At 63.0% G+C, this 23,434-nt stretch carries 20 protein-coding genes; 12 read left to right on the top strand and 8 right to left on the bottom strand.

Features of this window, described 5'->3' with window-relative positions; translation table 11 throughout:
- Nucleotides 1-55: 55 nt before the first annotated feature.
- A complete protein-coding gene (locus tag EJ075_RS21485; protein WP_164547156.1) occupies nucleotides 56-751 on the top strand; it encodes a helix-turn-helix transcriptional regulator in 696 nt (231 codons plus the stop codon).
- Nucleotides 752-807: 56 nt separating this feature from the next.
- Here the strand turns inward: EJ075_RS21485 and EJ075_RS21480 are convergent, their stop codons facing one another.
- Nucleotides 808-1,110: a hypothetical protein gene (locus tag EJ075_RS21480; protein ID WP_095482805.1), complete on the bottom strand. Its 303-nt coding sequence runs from the start codon at nucleotides 1,108-1,110 to the stop codon at nucleotides 808-810.
- Nucleotides 1,111-1,328: 218 nt separating this feature from the next.
- Between EJ075_RS21480 and EJ075_RS21475 the strand changes: the two genes are divergently transcribed.
- From EJ075_RS21475 to dinB, 3 genes are all read left to right on the top strand, one after another.
- Nucleotides 1,329-1,697 (top strand): hypothetical protein, encoded by a 369-nt coding sequence (locus EJ075_RS21475; RefSeq protein WP_126105655.1) that lies wholly within the window; start codon nucleotides 1,329-1,331, stop codon nucleotides 1,695-1,697.
- An 82-nt stretch (nucleotides 1,698-1,779) separates the two neighbouring features.
- Nucleotides 1,780-2,238 (top strand): GNAT family N-acetyltransferase, encoded by a 459-nt coding sequence (locus EJ075_RS21470; RefSeq protein WP_126105654.1) that lies wholly within the window; start codon nucleotides 1,780-1,782, stop codon nucleotides 2,236-2,238.
- 341 nt (nucleotides 2,239-2,579) lie between these two features.
- On the top strand, nucleotides 2,580-3,821 hold the full coding sequence (gene dinB / locus EJ075_RS21465) for a DNA polymerase IV (RefSeq protein ID WP_126105653.1): 1,242 nt from the start codon (nucleotides 2,580-2,582) through the stop codon (nucleotides 3,819-3,821).
- A gap of 83 nt (nucleotides 3,822-3,904) precedes the next feature.
- Here dinB and EJ075_RS21460 read toward each other — a convergent pair whose 3' ends face one another.
- Together EJ075_RS21460 and EJ075_RS21455 are read right to left on the bottom strand one after the other, a co-directional pair.
- A complete protein-coding gene (locus tag EJ075_RS21460) occupies nucleotides 3,905-4,795 on the bottom strand; it encodes a DUF2182 domain-containing protein (protein ID WP_126105652.1) in 891 nt (296 codons plus the stop codon).
- A gap of 9 nt (nucleotides 4,796-4,804) precedes the next feature.
- On the bottom strand, nucleotides 4,805-5,437 hold the full coding sequence (locus EJ075_RS21455) for a DUF1326 domain-containing protein (RefSeq protein WP_126105651.1): 633 nt from the start codon (nucleotides 5,435-5,437) through the stop codon (nucleotides 4,805-4,807).
- Nucleotides 5,438-5,974: 537 nt separating this feature from the next.
- Between EJ075_RS21455 and EJ075_RS21450 the strand changes: the two genes are divergently transcribed.
- A complete protein-coding gene (locus EJ075_RS21450) occupies nucleotides 5,975-7,132 on the top strand; it encodes a sulfite oxidase (protein ID WP_126105650.1) in 1,158 nt (385 codons plus the stop codon).
- A 694-nt stretch (nucleotides 7,133-7,826) separates the two neighbouring features.
- On the opposite strand, the gene EJ075_RS21445 is transcribed toward EJ075_RS21450, so the two are convergent.
- From EJ075_RS21445 to EJ075_RS21425, 5 genes are all read right to left on the bottom strand, one after another.
- Complete coding sequence (locus tag EJ075_RS21445; RefSeq protein ID WP_126105649.1) at nucleotides 7,827-10,295, bottom strand: adenylate/guanylate cyclase domain-containing protein; 2,469 nt, start codon at nucleotides 10,293-10,295, stop codon at nucleotides 7,827-7,829.
- A gap of 84 nt (nucleotides 10,296-10,379) precedes the next feature.
- The gene (locus tag EJ075_RS21440) at nucleotides 10,380-11,663 is read right to left on the bottom strand and encodes a branched-chain amino acid ABC transporter substrate-binding protein (RefSeq protein WP_245457979.1); all 1,284 of its coding nucleotides are present in this window, start codon (nucleotides 11,661-11,663) and stop codon (nucleotides 10,380-10,382) included.
- Between the two features lie 23 nt (nucleotides 11,664-11,686).
- Complete coding sequence (locus EJ075_RS21435) at nucleotides 11,687-12,784, bottom strand: branched-chain amino acid ABC transporter substrate-binding protein (protein WP_095482817.1); 1,098 nt, start codon at nucleotides 12,782-12,784, stop codon at nucleotides 11,687-11,689.
- 312 nt (nucleotides 12,785-13,096) lie between these two features.
- Entirely contained in the window at nucleotides 13,097-13,609 is a 513-nt protein-coding gene (locus tag EJ075_RS21430) for an OmpA family protein (protein WP_027155108.1), read from the bottom strand.
- 10 nt (nucleotides 13,610-13,619) lie between these two features.
- Nucleotides 13,620-14,279 (bottom strand): L,D-transpeptidase, encoded by a 660-nt coding sequence (locus tag EJ075_RS21425; RefSeq protein ID WP_077380658.1) that lies wholly within the window; start codon nucleotides 14,277-14,279, stop codon nucleotides 13,620-13,622.
- Between the two features lie 361 nt (nucleotides 14,280-14,640).
- Between EJ075_RS21425 and EJ075_RS21420 the strand changes: the two genes are divergently transcribed.
- The 7 genes from EJ075_RS21420 (at nucleotide 14,641) to EJ075_RS21390 (ending at nucleotide 23,420) form a co-directional block, all read left to right on the top strand.
- Nucleotides 14,641-16,359, top strand: a complete 1,719-nt coding sequence (locus EJ075_RS21420) for an adenylate/guanylate cyclase domain-containing protein (RefSeq protein ID WP_126105648.1) — start codon at nucleotides 14,641-14,643, stop codon at nucleotides 16,357-16,359.
- Nucleotides 16,360-17,205: 846 nt separating this feature from the next.
- A complete protein-coding gene (locus tag EJ075_RS21415) occupies nucleotides 17,206-18,330 on the top strand; it encodes an Ldh family oxidoreductase (protein WP_126105647.1) in 1,125 nt (374 codons plus the stop codon).
- Nucleotides 18,327-19,004 carry a GntR family transcriptional regulator gene (locus EJ075_RS21410; RefSeq protein ID WP_126105646.1) on the top strand — a complete coding sequence of 226 codons (678 nt, stop codon included), beginning with the start codon at nucleotides 18,327-18,329 and terminating at the stop codon, nucleotides 19,002-19,004. Before EJ075_RS21415 ends, EJ075_RS21410 begins: the two co-directional genes overlap by 4 nt.
- Before the next feature lie 25 nt (nucleotides 19,005-19,029).
- Complete coding sequence (locus tag EJ075_RS21405) at nucleotides 19,030-20,202, top strand: mandelate racemase/muconate lactonizing enzyme family protein (protein ID WP_126105645.1); 1,173 nt, start codon at nucleotides 19,030-19,032, stop codon at nucleotides 20,200-20,202.
- Nucleotides 20,203-20,281: 79 nt separating this feature from the next.
- Nucleotides 20,282-21,259, top strand: a complete 978-nt coding sequence (locus EJ075_RS21400; protein WP_126105644.1) for a tripartite tricarboxylate transporter substrate binding protein — start codon at nucleotides 20,282-20,284, stop codon at nucleotides 21,257-21,259.
- Nucleotides 21,260-21,317: 58 nt separating this feature from the next.
- Nucleotides 21,318-21,785 carry a tripartite tricarboxylate transporter TctB family protein gene (locus EJ075_RS21395; protein WP_126105643.1) on the top strand — a complete coding sequence of 156 codons (468 nt, stop codon included), beginning with the start codon at nucleotides 21,318-21,320 and terminating at the stop codon, nucleotides 21,783-21,785.
- A 126-nt stretch (nucleotides 21,786-21,911) separates the two neighbouring features.
- Nucleotides 21,912-23,420 (top strand): tripartite tricarboxylate transporter permease, encoded by a 1,509-nt coding sequence (locus tag EJ075_RS21390; protein ID WP_126105642.1) that lies wholly within the window; start codon nucleotides 21,912-21,914, stop codon nucleotides 23,418-23,420.
- Nucleotides 23,421-23,434 lie beyond the last annotated feature (14 nt).

The following is a 23,434-nucleotide window of genomic DNA, read 5'->3' as shown; positions in this document are numbered from 1 at the left end:
TTATGCAAGCCATTCTTTCATGGACGAAATCGATTCTTATGTTTCAGATGGCGCCATGGCGAAAACCTCATTGTCGATCAAAGTCGGGGCGGCGATCCGCAAGGCGCGCAAGCAGCGTGGCCTGGTGATGCGCCACATTGCCGAGCACAACGACACCGACGTCGCCGCCGTCGGCAATTGGGAAACCGGCCGCAACCTGCCCAAGACCGAGAACCTCTTGAAGACCGCCGCCTTCCTGCGCGTCGACCCAGTGGCGCTCGGCAAGGGCGAGGTCGTCTTCCTCGACGACGCCGACAATGTCTCCGACGCAGAGATCGTCACCGACGCCGCTCCCCTGCCCGCCGGCCCGATGGACATCGAGCTTCTGGGCGCTGCGGTCGGCGGCGACGACGGCGACTTCACCTTCAACGGCGAGGTCGCCGGCTATGTCCAGCGCCCGCCCGGCATCGCCCATTTGCGCAAAGTGTTCGCGCTGCATGTGCTCTCCGACTCGATGGTGCCGCGCTACGAGCCCGGCGAGATGCTCTATTGCGGCGGCCGCGACGCCGTGCCCGGCGACCATGTGGTGATCGAGATGTTCCCCGAGGAGAACGAGCGCAACGGCAAGGCCTTCATCAAGAAGCTGGTCAAGCGCACCGCCGCCGAGCTGGTCGTCGAGCAGTACAATCCGCCGAAGACGCTGACCTTCAACCGCTACGCGATCAAGGCCGTCTTTCGCGTCATCCCGCTCAAGGAGCTGCTGGGGTATTAGGGCGGCGGGGCGCGCTCCCTTCTCCCCCTGTGGGAGAAGGTGGATCGGCGCGCCACTCAAGCCCGCCTGGATCTCTCCAGCGGAACCTCGCGATCGCTGAGCATCCGCGCCTCGGCGCGGCGCTGCTGCTGCTCGTCGATGAATGCCGCCTGGATCGAGACCGCCGCACCCGGCAGGCCATCGGCGCGGCAGGCCGAGCAAATGAGGCGCCCCGAAAGGGACGCCAGCGGCGTCTGCCCGGTTATCCCGAAGCGCTTCAGCTCAGCCGGCTTCCACCATCTGCTGCGGCCGCAATCGATACACTCGACCGCAATCGAGACGACCTCGGCGATCGTCGCTTCCTTGCCCGGCAATGCCATCGCCCCTAGTGCCTCCGTTCCTGTTTTGTTCACAACAGTATGGGTTTTTCCCGAAGAGTCGAGTCGGTTCCGCTCGAACCCACGCAAAAGTTTAACTTGTGCCAGTTTTTGAGTTATGCTTATATCGCTCGTGCCGACGGATAATAGCGCCGCGGACGACACGGATGGGCAGCAGGTCCGGGCATCCGTCGCGGCCGCCGCCAGCTGAGGAAACCAGGATGGACGCCCTCTCCGCTCAATTCGCCCGCGATTGCGGCTATACCGGCGACAGCCCGGCCATGCTGGCGGCCTTGGCGGCCATCCGCCTCGACGGCATAGGCAAGGCCCGCCTAGGCCATGACCAGCGCAAGGCGACGGTCGACCGGCTGAAGCACGGCGAGGCACTGTTCCTGGCGGCGATCCGGCCGGCGCAGTCGGCCGAGGAGGCGCTCGAGGATGCCGCCCGTTTCATTGCTTGTTATCGCAACATGCCGCGCTGGCGCCAGGAAAGACGCGGCGCCGATCTCGCCCGCGCCAGGCAGCAGCGGCTCCTGGCACGCTTCTTCCGCCGTTTTGGCCACCGCCTCTGGGCACAGCAGGCGGCGTAAGCCGGATGTCGCCGAGGCCGTCCGCCACCAATGGCTGGACCGCTCTTGCCGTCGTCAAGCCCGCGCCGTATGTCACCCCCCGATGAGCGAGATTGAGTTCCGTCGCGCGCAAGCGCCCGACCTGCCGGCGATTGTCGCATTGCTTGCCGACGATGCGCTCGGCGCGGGCCGGGAAGACCCATCGACGCCGCTCGCGCCGTCCTATGCAGATGCCTTCAGGGCAATCGATGCCGATCCCAACCAGCTGCTGGCGGTGGTTGTCGAAGCCGGGCAAGTCGTCGGAACGCTGCAGCTCAGCTTCATTCCGGGCATTTCGAGGAAAGGCCCCTGGCGTGGCCAGATCGAAGGCGTTCGCGTCGCCCGGCACCGGCGGTCCGGCGGCATCGGCAAGCTGATGATCGAATGGGCGGTCGAAATGTGCCGTTCGCGCAATTGCAGCTTCGTCCAGCTCACGACGGACAAGAGCCGACGGAAGGCGCACGCTTTCTACGAGCGCCTCGGCTTCACCGCCAGCCATCTCGGCTACAAGATGGCGCTGTAGGGCGCTGCACCCGTTATCGGGGCAATCGCTTCAGCAAAAGCTAGCGCTCGGCCCGCCAATTGTCGAAGTTTGCCCTGCCCTGCCTGCTGGGCACCTCAAAGATTCCGGAGTAGGCGCCGTCGGCGAAGCTGCCGATCTCCCCCCTTGCGGGGGAGATTGGATGTCGCTTCGGCTTTCGCCAACCACCAACGCTGGAACGCAGGCAGACAAGCGGCAGCGCAAACCTGAAGCGATTGCCCTCCGCGCTCCTTGACAACCCGCCCCATTTGTTCTCTTTATGTTCCACACGAAACGACCTCAAGACAATGCGGCGTTCGAACCGCTGCGGGCGAACGGGCCGGATGGAAGCCAACGTCCTCCACGCGGATCTCGACGCCTTCTATGCCTCGGTCGAGCAGTTGCTCGATCCGGCCCTGCGCGGCAAGCCGATCGCCGTCGGCGGCGGCGTCGTGCTGGCCGCCTCCTACGAGGCCAAGGCTTTCGGCGTGCGTGGCGGCATGCCGGGGCGGCGCGCGCGTGAGCTCTGCCCCGGGCTGATTTTCGTCGGCGGCCATTTCAAGGACTACCAGCGGCTGGGCGATGCGGCTATTCAAGTGCTCGGCGATTTCACGCCTGTGGTCGAGCGCATTTCCATCGACGAGGCCTTTGCCGATGTCACCGGCTGCACCCATCTGTTCGGCCCGCCGGCCGAGATCGCCGGCACGATCCGCCGCCGCGTGCGCGCCGAGCTCGGCCTGCCGATCTCGGTCGGCGTGGCGCGCACCAAGCATCTGGCCAAGATCGCCTCGCAAGTGGCCAAGCCCGACGGGCTGGTGGTGGTCGATCCTCACCACGAGCTGGAGTTCCTGCACGATCTGCCGGTCGAGCTGATGTGGGGCGTCGGGCCGGTGACCAGGGAGCGGCTGGCCGGCATCGGCGTCAACACCATCGGCGAGCTGGCGAAGACGCCCGGCTGGTCGCTGGAGCGCCTGCTCGGCCCGGCAGCGGGCGAAAAGCTCAACGCGCTGGCTTGGAACCGCGATCCGCGCAAGCTCGAGACGCAGCGCCGGGCGCGATCGGCCGGCGCGCAATCGGCGCTCGGCAGGAAACCGGCCGAGGCAAAAATCTTCGTGCCCACGCTGCTGCATCTGGCCGACAGGGTCGCCACCAGGCTGCGGGCGAAATCGCGGCCCGGCCGCACGGTGACGGTCCGTGTCCGCTTTGCCGATCTGCGCTCGGTGACGCGCTCGATCACGCTCGACCAGCCGATTTTGGCAACCGCCATGCTGGCCGAGATCGCCGAGGCGCTGGTGCGCAAGGTGCTTGTCGATCATCCGCACGAAAAGACCATCTCGCTGCTGGCGATCGCCGTCTCGCATCTTGAGAAGCAATCGGCCCTGCAGCTGGAACTGCCACTCGGCCTCGACGACGACCGCCGCCGCCCCGGCACCAGAAGGGGTGCCGCGCGCTGGACCGCCGACCGCGCCATCGACAAAATCCGCGACCGCTTCGGCTGGGAAGCGGTCGGCTATGCCTCGGTCGCGCTCGGCCCGCAGCGGTCGGTTCCCGACGCGTTTCGCGAGCTGGCCGAAAAGGAATTGTGAGCCGGCTTGGCCGGGCGGTGCGATGCGCATTGCATCAGAAGCGATCGGGTTTCCTGCAAATGCGACATCCGAGGCGCTGGTCGTCAGACCAAAAGCGTTGCGCTGCCCCAGGCGATCAGGGCGATGCCGGCCACCCGGCCGACCCACTGGCCGGCAGGAAACACCTTTTCGACCAGCACCAGAATGGCGAGTGCGGCAACCCACACCAGGTTCATTACGCCACCCACGAACAACAACGCCATCAGCATCCAGCAGCATCCGACACAGAACGCCCCGTGCAGGGCGCCCAAACGCAGCGCGCCAAGTGCGTGGGGACGCCAGTGTCGGGAAAGGAACGCCGTCGGCGTCCGGCAATGCGACAGGCAGGCGTTCTTGAGCGGCGAGAGCTGATACAGGCCCGCGGCGATCAGGACGATGCCCGAAAGCCAGCGGCTCTGCGAACTCATCATCGCTGCTGAAACGAATGCCTCACGTTCGAGCAGCCAATGCAACGCGGCTGCCGCGACGGAGAACCCCAGCCAGACCAGGAGGTAGCCTGCCATGAATACGCCGGTGGGCGCGAGCTTGTCCTGGATCTGACCCTGTGCGAGCGCATGGCGATGCACGCGCGCATAGAGCAGGATAGTCGGCGCCGCACTCGGGGACATCATGGCGACCATCATGACCCACCACATCGCAATCATCAGCGTCCAGATCGCGGCCCCCCAGACCCGCGGTTCCGTCGCCATGGCCATCCCACTCATGTCCATGCCGGACATGTCCATGCCAGACATGTCCGAGGGCATATCGGAGATCACTTCGGCGGTTTGCTGGTGGGGGAAAAGTGCGAGCCTCGTCATCTCCCACGCATTCATGCCGAGCCCTGCACCGGCGACGATATAAAGCCAGGCCAGCAGGCACAGCGCCACCACTCCCGCAATCGTGATGACGCGGTCGCGCCTAAGCAGGCGTTCCAGTGGCGACGCGCCGTCCATGCGGGCGCGTCAGGCTCGCACCACCCCGTGATTGTTGAGATGCAGCCGCGCGAACTGGCCGTAACTGTCCTTCGTGCTCACCTGAACCGGTCCGCTGGTTGTGCTCGAGGCACTGCCGATCTCGGCGACCGCATATTCGAAGCCGTTCGGCAACACGATCTGAGCCCGCGAGTCCGCGCCCGTCACCTTGTTGCGGATCGGTTCGCCGACCGTATCGATATAGTCCTTGACGAAGATGCGGCCCCTGCGGCCGTCGATATCGAGTTCAAGATCGATCTTCGTGAAAACCGGCTCATTCATTTTTGTCACGGTTGAGGCGTAGACGGCGAACATCGTCGCGAACGGGTCGGTGTCCTGGCCGGTCATGATGCGCAGCAGCGCGTTACGCTGCCGGTCGGTTGCGCTCTCGTCGACGAAAGCGATGGCTTCGCCATTGCCTTCGTGGATGGCGCCAGGCCATTTGAAGATCGCAGCGATCCGGAGGCCGTCGAGAGCGGTCTCGCCATGATGGCCTTCATCGATCTGGATGCCCGCCACCGCATGGCAATGGCCCTTATCGGGCAGCGCATTGAATTGACAGTTGCAGCCATATTCGCAGGTGCAATTGACGAGTTCACGTCCCTTGATTTCCCAAGACGTCATGCTGTCCTCCCTCATCTCGAAATATTAGACCATCATCATACACCTGCGCCGGCCGCGCCGCCATCCTGTCGCGCCAAGAGTGATCGCGACAAGAGACGGCAGCCCAACGCGGTTTCTCGCCGAAACTGGGTGAACATCCGTCCTGGAGATGGCGCGGCCGGTATCGGAACGGCAGAAATCGGGTCGGAACGGCCTTTCCGACCGCACCCGCGAAGGTCCGGAAATGACCCGGAAGCGGGCGTTCGGTTGCGATCCGAGCAGCAACGATTTTGGCAGGAAATCGGTCTCGAATGCTGCAATCATCATCATGTCCCGTCCAGGTTGTGGACACGTCCTTCTCAAAGGCGCACCCTTAGCGTGCGAAACGCGAGCTAGTGTTTCGTCCAATGCTTCACATGCTTGACTTGCGTCGGTGATTGTCTGACCTGTCCGGATACTTCCGGGTGGGCAGACCTCACATTGTGTCGCCTATCCGTGATCAGGCTACGGCCTAAGGCACGTTGCAGCCCGTTCCGGATCAACTGGGAGGTAAACAACATGCCTGATTTTCAGCGCAGAGAACTTCTCGTTCAAGGAAGCGCGGCTCTTGCCGCAATTGCCGCTCTCTATACCTCGCGTCGGGCTTACGCTTTTCCAAAACGGCCGAGCGAGGAAGTTATTCCGTGGCTGGATCAGCCGACCGAAAATCCCGATCCGGTAGGTATCCAGAAGCAGCTTGTCTGGGAGGATTTGGATAGCTGGATAACTCCAAACGACAAGTTCTTCAGCATCTCGCATTTCAATCGACCAACGATCGACGAGAAGACATGGTCCATGGAGATCGGAGGCCTGGTCAAGAAGCCCTTGAAATTAACGCTCGCCGACATCAGGGCACGACCGCGGCAGGAGGTCGTTTTCACAGTGGAATGCTCGGGCAACCACGGGTTTCCCTTTTTCACCGGAGGCATCGGCAATGCCCGCTGGGCTGGGACGCCGCTCGCCCCGATCCTCGAGGAAGCCGGCGTTCTGGAGAAGGGCATCGAGGTCGTCTTTTTCGGTACTGACACAGGCGAGGTCGCGATACGCGACGTCAAGATGCAGCAGAACTTCGCTCGCAGCATGTCGCTCGCCGACGCGATGAACCCCGACAATCTCCTCTGCTATGAAATGAACGGAGCCGCCTTGCCGGCGCCCAACGGCTTCCCGGTGCGGCTCATTGCTCCAGGCTGGTACGGGATCGCCAACGTCAAGTGGCTGAAGCGCATCGAGGTCCGCGATACGCGGTTCATGAGCCTTCTGATGGCCCGTGACTATGTCACCATCCGGGAGGAAGACCACAACGGCGAGACCGTATGGGTCGAGACTTCGGTCGGGCGAGCGCTGATAAAGTCCGCGCCTGCGAAGGTCACCCGGAAAGACTCGGATTACTCCATCATTGGAGCAGCCTGGGGGGCGCCGATCGACCGGGTCGAAGTGCAAATCGATCAAGGGCCTTGGGCACCAGCGACCATTGACCATAGTGAGGAGGCCGAGCACGCCTGGAAGATCTGGTCCCTGGCTTGGGCAAATCCCGCCCCTGGAGAACACACGGTGACCTCGCGCGCGGTCAGCACCACGGGACAAATTCAACCGGCAATGGACGATCCCTTGATTGCCAAGAAACACACATATTGGGAAAGCAATGGCCAGGTGACGCGCCGCGTGCGTGTCGACTAATACCTTGCCGCCATGTGGCAATTGCGTTTGGATCTGCCTGATCCGAAAGCTTGCGGAGAGGGCTGGCGCGCCCCTTCGCAAGCTCGATCAAAAGGGCTGTGGTATGGCGGGCCCACCGCCGGTCGACTTTGACCACGGCTTCGATTCCCTTCTTCTTCGACACCAATTACGACGCGTTTCTGCTGCCGAGCTGCAGCGGCGAAAACCGGCGGCCAAATATCCGCCGCCGGCGAATACGTTGCCGGACGCCTGCCCGAAATCTGCGCGCACACCACCACGCCCTGGGACTGCGCGGGGCGCGGTGGCTGGCGAGGGAGTATTGAAGCCGATGCTCCACGTCGCCCCCTTGCCGGCCCACTTGATCGGATATCGCCATCGCGTTCGCCAGTCTCCAAGGCTGGATTAAAAAACGCTGCCGGTGGAGCTGCCAATCTCCCTCCTTGTGGGGGAGATGTCCGGCAGGACAAAAATTTCCGATTTTCGAACTGACCGAAAAGGAACCGGAACCGTGAGCCGGCTTGGCCGGGCGGTGCAATGCCGAAGCCCACTTTGCGCCAGAAGCGGACCTTGCCAGCGACGCCGGGAAGGTCAAGTCACGGCCCCAAAAGAGGCGCTGGCGAAGGAGCCATCCCTGCATTGGTCGACAAGGTGAGCGCTGTAGAAGGCGACGATCCGGGTGCGGGCGCGAAGCCGGCTACCCGGGCTTGTGACAAAGTCGATCGAGCACGTCGCGAAGCGCAGTCGCGGCTTCCTCTCGCTCCCCAGCAGACATCAACTCGGGTTCAGCTTCTAGTCTGAGATGCGGCAGCTCGGTTCGAACGGCGCTGCCGGCGGCGACCAGATTGGCCTTCAGATCGAGGACGCGATAGGTGGCGACGGGATAGGCGATGCCCCTGACCTGGACGTGTCCTAGTTCCACGCAGTCGATCGTGTCCTTCACCTGCGCAAACGTCTCATAGGAAATGAGCACGGCACCCGGTGGCGCCTCCTGCTCGAGGCGTGAGGCGAGATTCACGGCGCCGCCGATGATCGTGTAGTCCATCCGGTCTTCGCTGCCGAAGTTGCCGACGGTGCAGTAGTCGGTATGGATGCCGATGCGGCAGCGCAGCGGCGTTTCGATGCCGATGTCACGCCAGATTTCGGCAAGGTCGGTCATCCGCTTCTGCATGGCGAGGGCCATCTCGACGCAGGCGAGCGCGTCCTCCTTGACACCGCGAGTCTCCGGATCGCCGAAAAACATCAAGATCGCGTCACCGACATACTTATCGATCGTCGCGCCGTGATCCGAAGCAATTTTCGACATTTCCGTCAGATAGTGGTTGAGGAGCTGGGTGAGGTCCTCCGACTCCATCTTGTCGGTGGTCTCGGTAAAGCCGGCGATATCCGAGAAGCATATTGTCAGCTTCTTCCGCTGGCTGGCGATCCTGACATCCTGACGGCCGGTGAATATCGAGTTGTACACTTGCGGCGCCAGATACTTGGCCAGCTTGGCTGAGAGCGCCTCGAGCGCTGCGGATTTCTCGGCGAGGTTCTCCTCGCGTTTTTTCAGCTCCGTGATGTCCGAGTAGACGGCGACCGTGCCGCCGCCCGTGATGCGCCGCTCGCCTATCATGATCCATCGTCCATCGGCGCGCCGCTGCACCCAGGGCTCGCCAGGGTTGCGGTGCCGGGAGAGCCGCTCGGCGACCCATTCCTCGAACCGCCCCTCGGCATCCTTGATGTAGCCGCGCTCGGCGGATCGGCGGATGATCTGCTCGAACGTCGTGCCGGGCGCCAGTTCGATCGCAAGGTCGCTGTAGAGCAGCTCGCGATAGCGGCTGTTGCTGAGGACAAGCCGGTCCTCCCCGTCGTAGAGAGCGAACCCTTCGGAGATGCTCTCGATGGCATCGACGAGCCGCTGGCGCGCCTCGGCGACCTCGCGCAGGTTCTTTTCCTCGATCTCGACCGCGGTGTCCCGGAACAGCCTGAGCGCGTCGGCCATACGCCCGATTTCGTCGCGGCCGGCGGCAGGCAGCGGCGCACGAAGATTGCCGCCGGCGATCGCGAGCATGCCCTGGCTCACGCTTCCCAGACGGGCAAGGAGGCTGCGGTCGACATAGAGCCAGACAATCAGAACCGAGCTCAGGAGGCTGAGAAAGGCGGAGCCGAGGACAACTCCGGTGCCGTAGCGCTGGACGAGCGCGGCCTCGAGACCGGACGCTGTGATCTCGCTGTCTGCCGCTGAGACAAGGCGATCGACGGCAGCGGTGAGACTGCGCGACAGCTTGCTATTCTCGGCCAGAAGCTTTTCGCCATCGGCCAGGACAGCAAACTCGTCCTCCCGCGCCTTCGGGATGCTGTTCTCACCATCGACAAGCGCCTTCAACTCGTCCACCCGCTGCCGGAAGCGGACCCGCAGCCTCTCGTCGATCTCGGTAGAAATCGTGTCGAGAACGGCGAGCGACCGGCGCAGCGGGAACAGGATCAACGTCAGATCGCCCGGTGTCGGCGCGTCTGCCGTCTTGACCAGCGCGTCATTGACAGCCGAGATCTCCTGATGCGCCTTCTGCTGCGGGAGGTAGGCCGCAATCGCCTGGACCACGTCGGCCGCCGTCGCCGCGCCTGGATCCGCGGCGCGCGACGTGTCGGCCGTGACCGCCTGCCATTGCGGGAGCTTGGAGTTCAGAACAAGGATGCCGGGCGCCACAAGACGCTGACCTGCATTTGTGGTGGCGGACAAGCGGCGCAACAGGTCCTCCTTGCGCGCGACCACGCTGAGGCGGGCGGCGACAAGATCGTCGAGAGCGTCGAGATTGCGCCTGAGACCAAGCACTGCCGCCTCGATCTCGGCCACGGCCGCGACGTCGAGCGCCGCACCTTTGAGCGCAGCAAGCAGCTCCTCGAGGCGCGTCATCTCTGCCCCGATCGCAGCCGAGACCTCGTTGTGCCGAGCCTCGCTGGTCGAGGTAAGTATGGCGGGCGCAGTGGCGGCGACCCGCTCGGCCTGGCGCGACAGCTGGAGGGACGCCAGCGCCGACGGCACCCGATCCCTGGTGATGCTGTCGACGACCTCTCCCACCTGGAGGAAGGCGTAAAGAGCGGCCGCCGTGGCGAACACCGCGAAGGTGCTGATACCGAAAAAGGCCAGCAACAGGCGGCCACGTATGCCGAGGCGTTCAACCATCACAGCGACGCATTGATCTGAACGATCGCGCTAACTTGCCCTGCATCAGATGCCTCGACCAGCGCGCCGGCGATTGGCGGATTCTTATTCTGCCGGCACGTACGCTCCACTCCGCCAGACGTACCAAACCCAGCTCTGGGTCGTAAGATCGCCCTTGTCGTCAAAGTCGATACGGCCCAACACAGTCTCGAATTGATTGTTCCGCAGCGACGCAACCACGGCCTGGGGCTCCAGCGAGCCTGCCTTCTCGACCGCCCGCGCCCATACCTGGACGGCGCCATAGCTCAGCAGGGTATAGCCTTCGGGCTCGAAGTTCTCGGAGCGGAACTGCTCGACGACTAGCGCCGCTTCTGGATTTCGACGCGGGTCGGGGACAAAGGTGAAGAGCGTGCCCTCGGCCGCGGGGCCGGCGATGAGGCCGAACTCCTCGGTCGACATGGCATCGCCCGAGACGAGTTGAAGTGCGTATCCGCGATCATGTGCCGCGCGGAGCATGAGGGCGGCTGCGTCATAACGGCCGCCGAGGTACAACACCGCAATATCTGTTGCCTCGAGAGCAGCGATTTCAGACGAATAGTCGGTCTTCCCGGGGTCGTAGGCTTCATAGATCGCTTCGGTCACGCCCCGCTGGTTCAACTGCTTTCTTGTCTCATCGGCAAGACCCTTCCCATAGGTCGTACGGTCGTGAAGTATTGCGATCTTCTTGTCGGCCCAATGATCGGCCAGGTAGTTGCCGGCCACGGTGCCCTGCGCGTCGTCGCGGCCAATGACTCGAAACACATTGGCACGGCCCTGCTCGGTCAGCATCGGGTTGGTGGACGACGGCGAAATCTGCAAGATTCCCGCAGCCTCATAGACCTTCGATGCCGGGATCGACGACTCGGAGCACATGTGCCCGACGACGAACACGACGCCGTCAGCCACCAGCTTTTGGGCGGCCGCCATAGCTTGCTCGGGATCGCAGAAGTCGTCGACTGTGATGAGCCGCACCTGCTGCCCGAGTACGCCGCCCGCTTCATTGACTTCGGCCACGGCCATTTCGGCACCGCGCTCCATCTGCCCGCCGACCCAGGCGAGCTGCCCCGTGACCGGGCCCGCCGCCCCGATCAGGACCTCGGCCCCCGCGGGGAGGCTGAACGCGGCTGCAAGCGCGACGATAGCTACGGTGATGATGCGGTGGGTGGATGCACCCCCAAACCGCCGCTTACGCCAATCCGGTCGGCGCGACAGCCCTTTCCGCAGGCGCAGCGTCCTTGGGGGCCGCGATCCCGCCAGCGGCAGACGCAAGAGGCAGCCGCGCATACGGAGGCGCTCAAACATCGCGCCGATGCTTGATCCGAACGATCGTGCTAACCCGGTCTGCATCATTTGTTTCAGCGTGCGCCGGACCCTTACTCGACCGGCACGTACTCTCCACTCCGCCAGACGTACCATACCCAGCTTTGGGTCGTGAGATCGCCCTTGTCGTCAAAGTCGATACGGCCCAACACCGTGTCGAATTGATTGTTGTGCAGCGACGCAATCACGGCCTTCGGCTCCAGCGAGCCTGCCTTCTCGACCGCCTGCGCCCAGGTCTGGGCGGCGCCGTAGCTGTGCAGCGTCCAGGAATCGGGTTCGAAGTTCTCGGCGCGGAACCGCTCAACGACATCAGCCGCTTCCGGATTTCGACGCGGGTCGGGGACAAAGGTGAAGAGCGTGCCCTCGGCGGCAGGGCCGGCAATGAGCGCAAACGCCTCGGTCGCCGTATCGTCACCCGAGATCACCTGAACCGGGTAGCCCCGGTCGCGCGCCGCGCGGACCATGAGCGCGGCCTCGGTATGGTACCCGCCCACATAGAGCACCGCGATATCCGCCGCCTGCAGCGCGACGATCTCAGCGGAGTAGTCGTCTTTCCCGGGAACGTAGGCCTGGTAGATCGCTTCGGTCACGCCCCGCCTGTTCAATTGCTTCCGGGTCTCGTCGGCGAGGCCTTTCCCGTAGGTCGTGTTGTCGTGGAGGATCGCGATCTTCCTGTCGCCCCATTGATCAGCCAGGAAGTCGCCGGCCTCGAGGCCCTGCGCATCGTCGCGACTACAGACGCGGAAGACGGTGGCGCGGCCGTGCTCGGTCAGCATCGGGTTGGTCGAGGATGGCGATATCTGCACAACGCGCGCCGCCTCGTAGACCTTCGAGGCCGGGATCGAGGCTCCGGAGCAGTAGTGCCCGACCACAAATACCACGCCGTCGGCGACCAGCTTCTGGGCTGCCGCTACCGCCTGCTCGGGATCGCAGAAGTCGTCGACCGTGATGAGCCGCAACTGCTGGCCGAGCACCCCACCCGTCGCATTGATGTCGGCCACGGCCGCCTCGGCGCCGCGTTTCAATTGTGTACCGGTCCACTCGAGCTTTCCCGTCATCGGGCCGGCGACACCGATCAACACCTCCGCCCCCGCAGGGCAGATGAACAACGCCGCGAGCGCGGCGACAGCAATGGTGACCGCGTGGTGCATGACTGCACCCCCAAACTTTAGCTTACGCTAATCCAGCCGGCGCCGACAGTCCTTTCCGCAAGCGCGGATACCTCGGCTGGTTCTGCGGCGCATCCGGCTCTTTTCTGAACGAGCGACCAGGGACCAGGATCGCCATGTGGCCTTGTGCGGTACCTGATGACTGGCTGAAGCGCTGGATTGCTGAGCTCTCAACAAAATCGGTGACTGAGCGGTAGTTCCGGCCTCTCGCGACGAACCGAATTGCCCCGTTTGCAGACCTTCCGGTCTGACCTATGGAGGTCGCCAACGGGTCACAAGCAGAACAGCAGCCCCCTACGGCTCGTCCCTCTCATCGCGCAAATTAGACACAACGCGGCGGTTCTGCGACCTGCAGGCGGTGTCGGGGCAGTCGCGGACGAGCCTGTCCTTACCGTAGCCCTTGGCCCACATACGGTTGCGGTCTATGCCGCCGGCGGCGAGGTAGTCCATCACCGCATCGGCGCGCTGCTGCGACAGCGCCGTTTCACTTGCGCCGGGATCGTCGGCGAAACCCTGCAGCTTGAGCAGCCAGCGCGGATGCTTTGCTAACCAGGCGATCTGGGTGTCGAGGGTGGCCTTGGCGACAGAATCGAGCGCGGCCGAACCTTGCGTGAAATAGGTGCGGCGGCCGACATTGAGGATAAAATCCTCCTCGCTGCCCGGCTGCACGTTCTGGAAGCCGGCAACCTCGGTGTTGGTGATGTCGGGCGTGGAAGGGGCCAGCGTGTTGCTGGTCGAGCAGGATGCGGCCAGCACCAGCAGGCCGGCGGCGAGCAGCCGGCGCGTGTTTTCAATCATGCGGTTCATGAGGCGCCAATCATTCGACAGTGGTGGAAGCGGGCGCCTGGTCGGCGATGTGCGGCAGGACCTGCACCGCGGTGCCGATCGGGCAGCGCTGGTAAAGGTCGATGATGTCTTCCGGGAACATGCGGATGCAGCCGCTGGAAGCGTCGGTGCCGATGCTCCATGGCTCCAGCGTGCCATGCAGGCGGTAGCCGGTGTCGGCGCCGTTGCGGTGCAGATAGAGCGCGCGCGGCCCGAGCGGATTGTTGGACGCGCCGCCTGCGACCATGTGCGGTAGGTCCGGCTTGCGCTTACGCATTTCGGGGGGTGGGACCCATTGCGGCCACAGCGCGCGGCGGTCGATCGTCGCGCGGCCGTACCATTTGAAGCCGTCCTTGCCGACGCCGACGCCGTAGCGGATGGCGGTCTTGTTTTCCATGATGACGTAGAGGAAATGGTGGCGGGTATCGACCACGACGGTGCCGACCGGCTCGCTGCTGAAATACTTGACGATCTGGCGATGCCATCTCTTGTCGATCTTGGCGAAGTTGGTCTTGCGATAGACAAAATTGTTGTCGCTGGCGGTACCGGCGAAAAAGGATTTTGCCGCCGCGGCTTGAGCAATATTGCTGGTTGCACCCACCGCGACCAGCGCCAGGCCGCCGAGCACGACACCCCTGCGTGATAAAACCACCGGCAATATCCCCCCATGCCAAAAGCCTGGCGGACCATAGTTGAGAATTACTTCGCCTCAAAGTGGAAAATGCTGCGTTGCTTCAGTCTGCCGTGCCGGAAGCGGAACGTCCGCTTTCGGGATGATGGGGCTGGAAAGCCGACCTTTTCATCCAGGGTAGTGCCGACCGCATTGCGCCAGAAGCAGCGGGATGGGTCGGACGCGCGTCAGTGGCCCTGCGGCAGGAGAGCTGGGGCGTCGCGCGAGCCATAGTCTCAAGAGGCGTGATCTGTGGTATCATAGGCCGGTAAGACCGGAGGCGCCGGTCCTGCCTGCCTCTGGCCTGCGGCTTGCGAGTCGTGAATCTTTACTGAGGCTCAACATGGAGCGGAAGCTCGCTGCCATCCTTGCCATCGATGTTGTCGGGTACTCGGCGCTCATGGAGGCGGATGAAGCGGGCACCTTCGACCGGCTGAAACGTGGCCGCAAAGAGCTGTTCGAGCCGGAAATCGCGACGCGACACGGGCGAATCTTCAAGCTGATGGGAGACGGCCTGCTGGCGGAGTTCGGCAGCGTGGTGGATGCGGTCGAATGCGCGGTCACGCTTCAGCGCGGCATGGCGGAGCGTAACGCGAGCGTCGCCGAAGACCAGCGCTTCGAAGTCCGGATCGGAATCAACCTTGGAGAAGTGATCGTCGAAGGGGACGATCGCTATGGCGAGGGCGTGAACGTGGCGTCGCGTCTCCAACAACTCGCCGAGCCCGGTGGCATCTGCGTTTCGGAGAAGGTGTCCAAGGAGGTCAGGCAGAAGCTGGCGTTTGCGTTCGAGCCCATGGGCGAGCAGCGGGTGAAGAATATAGCCGAGCCGATATACTGCTATCGCGTGAACCTGCACGTTCCTAGAGCCGCTCCGGTCGGCCGACTGGCATCGCTCGAATTGCCCGACAAGCCCTCGATCGCGGTCTTGCCTTTCACCAACATGAGCAACGATCCGGAGCAGGAAACCTTTGTCGACGGCTTGACCGAAGACCTGATCACCGACCTGTCTCGCTCAGCCGGCCTCTTCGTCATCGCGCGCAACTCAACCTTTGCTTACAAGGGGCGGTCGGTCGATGTGCGTTTGACCGCGCGTGATCTTGGGGTGCGCTATGTGGTTGAAGGCAGCGCCCGGCGCGCCGCGGCGCGCGTGCGCATCAATGCGCAGCTGATCGACGCGATCGGCGGCGATCATATCTGGGCCGAGCGCTACGACAGCAGCCTCGAGGACATCTTTGCAGTGCAGGACGAGGTCACGGCCAAGATCGTCGAAGCCCTTGTCGGCCGATTGGCCGGACAGCCGGCGCGTAAACGGCCGACGAGTCTCGAAGCCTATGATCTTTGCGTGCGAGCCCGCGGCGTCAGTTTTCAGACCGGGTTAGGCGCGCGGGAAGCGCGCATGCTCCTGGAAAAGGCGATCGGACTCGATCCCGACTATGCCGAGGCACATAGCTTGCTGGCCCTCAATCTTTGGCTCGGCTGGCTGTTCTGGAACGAGCCGAAGCAAACCAACCAGCCTCGCGCGCTGGCGGAAGCGCAGCGGGCTGTGGCGCTCGACCCTAACGATGCGGGAAACCGCTGGGGGCTGGGCATCATACTTGGTCACGAACGGCGCTTCCCGGAATCGGATGCCGAGTTCGAGGCGACCTTCAAGCTCGATCCCAATCATGCCGATGCCTGGGCGATGCGCTCGGATCTCATCACCCTAAGGGGCGACGCGGTCAAGGGCATCGAATTCGTGACGCGGGCGTTGCGGCTCAATCCGCACCCTCCAGGGTGGTACTATTGGATGGCGGGCCAAGCCTATTATGCGCTCGGCGACTATCAATCTGCGGTCGATGCCTTACGCAAGCCGGAAACCTACCGCACCACGTCGCGGCGCATCCTAGCGGCAGCCCTCGCGCAGCTCGGGCGCTTTGACGAAGCCCGTCAAGAGGCGGAATTCTTCCTGCTGAGCGATCCCTATTTCAGCATCAGGCACTGGGCAACATCGCAGCCATTCGACGACGAAGAAGTGCTCCAGCGCTTCGTCGAAGGTTACCGCAAGGCTGGCCTTCCCGACTAAGGAGCGCATCGCTTTGGATCGCCGACTTGCTCTCGTCAGGACATACGCTCGCCTTTTGGCTGTGAGGGCAATGCCCGTGGGTTCCATCGATCAATGTCCGTTGATGGCGCGCGAGTACGACGTTGGTGATGGATCCTGCAATGTCCGCTTTCGAAAAGCCGGAAAAGCAGTTTTTGTGACCGACTTGGGGCGCAGAGCTGCCGTTCAGAATCTGAAATGTGAACATCGCCTTCGAGTCATGGCCTGCCGTTGGGCGGCCGCGAAGGAAAGAGTAGTGAAAGGTTCAGACGTTGTGATGAGGCGACCCGTCACAGGGTCGCCGTTGAGTTCCGCCCTGCACTCTTATGCGACTTTTCGAGCACAGACCGAGAACATCTGGCCGTTTTTCGGGTCCACCCGACCCTGAAGTCGCGCTGCCGAGCGTCCCGCATACGCGGACCTTGCCGCCAACCTCGGCCTGTCGGGGTGGCATCACCGTTGCCTTCGCGTGGACAACGTCGACGATGCGTTGCCGAGTTGAAACGCCGTATCGTGACATTTGTGCATGTGTTCCGGCGATCAGCAGCCGCATCGCGTTCTTCTCCGATCCTTGGGGCCATCTTCGAACGGATGCAGCCAACAATTGGTCAATCTCAAAAGGGTCCTTTCCGCCTATCGCACGGAGGGTAGACGCCCACACAGTTCGGAGGCACGAACAAATTTCGGCGTATGGACCTGTCTTCCGGAACCAAGAAAAACTATCGTTTAAATCAATTGAAGCTGACATTGTTTTTCGATCGGTCGATTCCTTATTCTTGATCCTCGGATGGCTGTCGATCATGGCGCAGCCTTCCCCGGGAGGTCAGGATGAGGCATGATTTCGAGACGCACCGCCGTCAGGCGATGAGCATTTTCCGCGCCTGGGGCATGCCTGCGGAGAAGGCGGAGAAATCGGCGGACGTGCTGGCCTGGGCCGATCTCCATGGCCTCGAAAGCCACGGCATCGCGCTGTTGGTCGAATACAACGAACGACGGCAGACGCGGCCGATCAACTTTCAGTCGAAGCCCGCAATCGTGCAGGAGACGGCGGTCAGCGCCCTGCTCGACGGGGACGGCGGCCTCGGCCACGATCCCGCCATACGAGCGATGGAAACCGCGATCGCCAAGGCAAGGGCAGCCGGCGTCGGCGTGGTGTCGGTCCGCAATTCCGGTCATTTCGGCGCGCTGGGCTACTTCACCACCAAGGCCACCGATCACGATCTGATTGGCATCGCCGCCACCAGCGTATTCGGCATTCGGGTTCCGCCGACCGGCGGCGCGGCGGCGCGCTTCGGCACCGACCCGTGGTCCTTCGCCGCCCCCGCCGAGCCCGGCCGGCCCTTCGTGCTCGACATGGCCACGACGACGGTGGCGTCCGGCAAGGTCCGGAACAAGATCGTCGAAGGCCAACTCATGCCGTCGGGCTGGGGCATGGACGGGAAGGGCGTGCCGACGCTCGACCCGAAAGCGGTGATGGAGGGAGGCTTCCTGTCGCCGCTGGGCGGCGCGGCGGAGAGCGCCGGCTACAAGGGTTACGGGCTGGCTGCGATGGTCAATATCCTCGCCTCGTGCCTGTCCGGCTCCACACTGATCACCGATCCCAACCATTCGAAACAGCCATGGGGCCTCGATGTCGGTCACTTCTTCATGGCCATCAACCCCGCCTTGTTCCGTCCGATTGCAGACTTCCGCGCCGACGTTGCCCGCTTCTGCGACGATCTGCGCGCAACACCCCCCGTGGACCCGGTAAAGCCTGTCCAGGTGGCGGGCGACCCTGAGCGCAGGGTCCGCGCCGAGCGCGAGAAGACCGGACTACCCATCGGGCCCGGCCTCCATCGACGCTTGTATCAAATTGCGCAGGAATCCGGCGCGGACTGGGTGCTTTCTCCCCTCGATTTTACTGTCGACAGTTTTCAGTTTACTGACGGCAAGGAAACGAGGGGCAAGGCATGACTTTTGCAGCAAGGCCGATCGAGCGAACCGCAAGTCTTGCCGTTCGCGTCTACGCCGAAATCGAACGAATGATCCTCGCGGGGGACATGCAGCCCGGCAGCAGAATCAAGGAGGCGGTGCTTGCCGAGCAGATGGCGGTAAGCCGTGCGCCGGTGCGCGAGGCGACGCGTGCGCTGGTCGAGGCGGGGCTTCTTGTGTTCGTCCCGGCGCGCGGTGTTTTCGTACGTGAAATGTCCCACCGCGAGATCGCCGAAAACTACGATGTGCGCTCATTGCTCACCGGATTGATGTGCGCTCAGGCCGCGGAACGGCGCACCGCCTCCGACGTGGCAAAGCTCAAGCGCCTGATCGCCGACATGGACATAGCGATCGCCGCCGGCAGGATCGCGCACTACTACGAGATCAATCTCGAGCTTCATCAACTGATCGGCCGCATAGCCGACCACTCCTGCGCGCATCGTGTCTACAACGACCTGATCCGGGAGACCCATTCCTTGCGGCGCTCTCTGTCATCGCCCGGCCAGACAAATCTGGAGCATCGCTCAATCGTCGAGGCGATCGAATGCGGTGACGCTGAGCTCGCTCGGCGCCGCGGGAGCGAGCACGTCCTTAACGGCAAGGCGCGCTGGGAAGCGTCCATCGAAACAACGGCGGCCGCCGCGGCCGCCATATGACCCATTTGTCCCAAGGAGACCTAACTTGAAAATTGCAAACATCACAGCCAGCCTGCATCGCCATGAGATCGATTTGCCTGGCATTGGCGAATCCATCGAATCTCGCATGTTCGTCTTTGTCGAGGTCGAGACCGACACGGGCCTCAAGGGGCTCGGCTGCACCGGCCAGTTCCTGCCTTGGTCGACCATGCCCTGCATCGAGGATCATATATTTCCGTTGATCAAGGGCATGGATGTCTTCCACACCGAGGCTATCCACTCCAAAGTATGGAAGCAGCTCAACAACCGCGCCTATACCGGTGTCATTTCCAACGCTCTCTCGGCGATCGACATCGCGCTGTGGGACCTCCAGGGCAAGATTGTCGGCAAGTCGGTCTCGGAGCTTCTGGGCGGCTATTCCCGCGAGGCCTACACCTATGCGACGTTTGGCTACCCGTTCTTCGACGAGCAGCAGATCGCCGACTACGCCAAGAAGTTTCTGGCCGACGGGCACACCATGCTGAAGATGGTCGTCGGCGGCGAGCCGACGCGTACCTGGAAGGACGACGTGCGTCGCGTCTATGCCGCACGCGAGGCAATCGGCCCCGACGTCGACCTCATGATCGACGCCAACTGCTACTTCAACCCGCATGACGCCTTCATGCTGGCGAAGGCTGTGGAAGACGCGAACCTGAAATGGTTCGAGGAACCGATCCAGCAGAACGACGCGCGTGCGCTTGCCGACCTGCGCAGCCGCGTCAAGATTCCAATCGCCGCCGGCCAGATGGAAGGCAACCGCTGGCGCTTCCGCGAACTCGTCGTCCACCACGCGGTGGACGTGCTGCAGCCGAACGTCCTCTACAATGGCGGCTACACCGAGGCGCTCAAAGTGGCGCACCTCGCCCAGGCCTTCAATCTGCCGATGGCCAATGGCGGCGGCTGGCCGATTTTCAACATGCACATTCTGGCGGGCGTGATGAATGGCGGCCCGGTCGAATTCCACTACGGCATGTGGATGACCGGAAAACATTTCTTCAACGGCACGCCCGACCCCGTGAACGGCAAGATGACAATCCCGGACGCGCCGGGCCTTGGCTTCACGCCGAATTACGAAGCGCTGAAGGATGCCCGAGTCAGGGATCCCAAAGGCAGCCAGTTCACCGGTCGTGATGCGCACGGCTACCTGCTGCGCGAAACCATCGAAAAGAAGAACGCCTGACAATCGCAGCCCCGGGACCGCCAAAAATGGTTCGACCGGTTCCGGTGCTGTTCCAAGTTCTAACTGGGAGGAAATGACTATGACCTACGGACTCTCGAACTTCGTCAACCACGGTCGCGCCGTCGGCCTCGGATTGCTCACAGCTGCGGCCATCGCGGTCAGCGCCGCTGCAGCGGAGTATCCGGACAAGGACATCAAAATGATAATCCCGTTCGGCGCCGGCGGCGGCAGCGATACGCTCGCCCGCACCATCGCCGGCGTGATCGAGGAGATGAAGCTGATCCCTGTGAAGATCCTGCCTGAGAACCGTACAGGCGGCTCGGGCGCGGTCGGCTACAGTGTAGTCGCCAAGGAAAAGGGTGATCCCTATCATCTGGCGACCGTCAGCGTCAGCTTTTTCACAACGCCACTCCTGGGTGGCTCGCCGGTGAGCTACAAGGACTTCACTCCACTCGCTGCGATCGCGCAGTCGCCATACATCATGGTTGTTCCTACCTCTAGCGAATACCAGAAGCTTGACGACCTGAAGAAGACGCCGCGCTTCACCACCGGTACGACGGGCGTCGTCTCCGACGCGGCACTGCTGGCCAAGATGACGTCCAACGCGCTCGGCATCCAGATTGACTCCGTGCCGTTCGACGGTGAGGGCGAGGTGATGGCGGCGCTGCTTGGCGGACATGTAAACGTCGGCTTTCTCAACCCATCCGAAGCGATGGCGCAGATGAAGGCCGGCAAGCTGCGGCCACTTGCGATCACGTCGGCCGAGCGCTCGCCGGCCTTCCCCGACATCCCGACCTTCAAGGAACTCGGCTATGGCGAGATTTTGCACACCCAGCTTCGCGGACTGGTCATGCCCGCGGACGTTCCACCGGAAGTCGTGACCTACTGGGAGGGCATCCTGCAAAAGGTTGCGACCAGCGAGCAGTGGAAGAAGCAGTATATCGACCGCTTCCACGACATCCCGGACTATGTCGACGCGAAAGGCTTCAAGGAAGTGCTCGAGCGCACCAACGCGCGCTACGAGACGATGATGAAGGAACTCGGCATCATCAAATAGTGACGTTGCTCGGAGCCACCCGAAATGGTGGCTCCCATCCGTCGCGAGGAGGAAAGCGATGAGCGTTCAACGGCTCGACCTACTGGTCGCCGCACTGCTGATAATCTTCGGTCTTTGGCTGATCTACACAGGCATCGGTTATGGCCTGATGCAGGGCACCACGCCCGGGGCCGGTCTCTTCCCCATCATCATTGGCTCGTCGATCGCACTGCTCAGCGCAATAAATCTATTCCGGGCGCTTGGCGGGATTGAGAAGCTTGGCCCGGGCATATCGGGCCGCGAGGCGGCAAAAGCCGGGGTCGTGATCGCGGCGCTGCTCATCGCTGTCTGGCTGACGCCGTATCTCGGCATGATGATCGCCACCATGCTGGCCATGGCAGCGATCGGCCTGGCTCTGCGGACCGAGCCGGGGCCGGTTTTCTTTGTCAAGCTTGCGGCGGTGTCGGTGATCACGCCGATCATCCTTCTGCTGCTGTTCCAAAATCTCCTGGGCGTGCCGACCCCCAGGGGACCGCTCGGCTTCTAGAGCAATTCCAGGAAAAGCGTGAAACGGTTTTCCGTCCGGAATTGCGTCAAAACAAAGAGATGTAGCGGTTCGGCGTTTCCGTGAAACGATGAACCGATCTAATGGCCACCCAAGAGAGGTACCGCGATGGAAACGCTTGCGCTGCTGTGGGACGGAATTCTCGCCGCCACCGATCCGGCGATCTTCGCCTGCACCATACTGGGCGCTGTGGTCGGCTTGCTGATCGGTGCGCTTCCTGGCCTCGGACCGACCGCCGGTGTTGCGATCATGCTGCCGGTGGCGGCAGGCTTCGGCGGCGTCGCGGCAATCGCGTGCCTCGGTGGTGTTTACTATGGCTCGATGTTCGGCGGCGCCATCACGTCGATCCTGCTCGGCATTCCCGGCGACGCGCCTTCCGTGATGACGGTCATCGATGGCTATCCGATGGCCCAGAAAGGCGAGGCCGGGCGGGCGCTGGGGACGAGCGTCTTCGCCTCCTTCGTCGGCGGCCTTCTCGGCATAGCCGGGCTGGTGGCTCTTTCGGTTCCGGTATCTCGCTATGCACTCGCCTTTGGCCCGACCGAGATGACGGCGATGATGTGTTTTGCGCTTTCGCTGCTCAGCGTGTTGGGCGGCCGCAACGCCTTCAAGGGTTTCGTCGCGTTGGCGCTGGGCTTGTGGCTGGGCATGGTGGGACTCGATCCCATTTCCGCCTTGCCGCGCTATACCGGCGGGTCGATGAACCTGTTCGATGGGCTCGACTTCTCCATCGTCGCTGTCGGCCTGTTCGGGCTTACCGCGATCTTCACCTCCCTGGAGGCGAATGTGGACAAGCCGGTTGCCAAATACACTTTCGCATCGCTGTTGCCGAGGATGAGCGATGCCGTTCAGACACGCTGGCAACTGCTGCAAGGGTCGGTGCTCGGCTTCTTCGTGGGCGTCCTCCCCGGCGTCGGCGCCTCGGCAGCGACCATGCTCTCTTACGCACTCGCCAAGCGCCTGTCGCCGACGCCCGAAAAATATGGCACCGGCATCGTCGAGGGCGTGGCAGCGCCGGAGGCGGCCAACAATTCAGCGTCCTACGGCGCGATGATTCCGCTGTTCACGCTTGGCATCCCGGGCTCGGCGACCACGGCGGTGATGATGGGCGGGTTGATCATGATCGGCCTGCAGCCGGGCCCGCTGCTGTTCACCGAGAATCCGCAGTTTGTCTGGTCGGTGTTTGGCTCTTTCGCCATCGGCAACCTTGCACTTGTGTTCTTGACGCTGTTGCTGACTCCGCTGCTGGCGGCGGCGCTTTTCGTTCCGACAGCCTATCTCTATCCAATCGTCATTGCGATCGTCGTCTACGGTGTCTTCGCCATCGACAATTCGACGTTCAATGTGATGCTGACCATCCTGGCAGGCGGTGCCGGAATCATCCTTGCCAGGCTCGACTATCCGGCCGTGCCGCTGATCCTCGGCCTGGTGCTAGGACCGCTGCTGGAGCGCAACATCCGCCGCACGCTGATCCAATCGCAGGGCGACTTGCTCGTCTTCATCGAGCGGCCCATTGCGCTGGGGCTGTTCATCGCCACGATTCTCGTGCTCTCGATCCCACTTTTCCTCAAGCTGACCGGGCGCAAGAAGATCGCCGCGGACGAGGCTGAGGTCTGACAGGACTGCGGTAT

Source organism: Mesorhizobium sp. M6A.T.Cr.TU.016.01.1.1 (assembly GCF_003952585.1).
Classification (GTDB): Bacteria; Pseudomonadota; Alphaproteobacteria; order Rhizobiales; family Rhizobiaceae; genus Mesorhizobium; species Mesorhizobium mediterraneum.
This window is presented reverse-complemented; position numbering and strand designations above follow the sequence as displayed.

Coding starts and splice junctions, on each gene's coding strand:
- EJ075_RS21485 (WP_164547156.1), top strand. CDS start 56: ATGGCGAAAACCTCATTGTCGATCAAAGTCGGGGCGGCGATCCGCAAG.
- EJ075_RS21480 (WP_095482805.1), bottom strand. CDS start 1,110: ATGGCATTGCCGGGCAAGGAAGCGACGATCGCCGAGGTCGTCTCGATT.
- EJ075_RS21475 (WP_126105655.1), top strand. CDS start 1,329: ATGGACGCCCTCTCCGCTCAATTCGCCCGCGATTGCGGCTATACCGGC.
- EJ075_RS21470 (WP_126105654.1), top strand. CDS start 1,780: ATGAGCGAGATTGAGTTCCGTCGCGCGCAAGCGCCCGACCTGCCGGCG.
- dinB (WP_126105653.1), top strand. CDS start 2,580: ATGGAAGCCAACGTCCTCCACGCGGATCTCGACGCCTTCTATGCCTCG.
- EJ075_RS21460 (WP_126105652.1), bottom strand. CDS start 4,795: ATGGACGGCGCGTCGCCACTGGAACGCCTGCTTAGGCGCGACCGCGTC.
- EJ075_RS21455 (WP_126105651.1), bottom strand. CDS start 5,437: ATGACGTCTTGGGAAATCAAGGGACGTGAACTCGTCAATTGCACCTGC.
- EJ075_RS21450 (WP_126105650.1), top strand. CDS start 5,975: ATGCCTGATTTTCAGCGCAGAGAACTTCTCGTTCAAGGAAGCGCGGCT.
- EJ075_RS21445 (WP_126105649.1), bottom strand. CDS start 10,295: ATGGTTGAACGCCTCGGCATACGTGGCCGCCTGTTGCTGGCCTTTTTC.
- EJ075_RS21440 (WP_245457979.1), bottom strand. CDS start 11,663: ATGATGCAGACCGGGTTAGCACGATCGTTCGGATCAAGCATCGGCGCG.
- EJ075_RS21435 (WP_095482817.1), bottom strand. CDS start 12,784: ATGCACCACGCGGTCACCATTGCTGTCGCCGCGCTCGCGGCGTTGTTC.
- EJ075_RS21430 (WP_027155108.1), bottom strand. CDS start 13,609: ATGAACCGCATGATTGAAAACACGCGCCGGCTGCTCGCCGCCGGCCTG.
- EJ075_RS21420 (WP_126105648.1), top strand. CDS start 14,641: ATGGAGCGGAAGCTCGCTGCCATCCTTGCCATCGATGTTGTCGGGTAC.
- EJ075_RS21415 (WP_126105647.1), top strand. CDS start 17,206: ATGAGGCATGATTTCGAGACGCACCGCCGTCAGGCGATGAGCATTTTC.
- EJ075_RS21410 (WP_126105646.1), top strand. CDS start 18,327: ATGACTTTTGCAGCAAGGCCGATCGAGCGAACCGCAAGTCTTGCCGTT.
- EJ075_RS21400 (WP_126105644.1), top strand. CDS start 20,282: ATGACCTACGGACTCTCGAACTTCGTCAACCACGGTCGCGCCGTCGGC.
- EJ075_RS21395 (WP_126105643.1), top strand. CDS start 21,318: ATGAGCGTTCAACGGCTCGACCTACTGGTCGCCGCACTGCTGATAATC.
- EJ075_RS21390 (WP_126105642.1), top strand. CDS start 21,912: ATGGAAACGCTTGCGCTGCTGTGGGACGGAATTCTCGCCGCCACCGAT.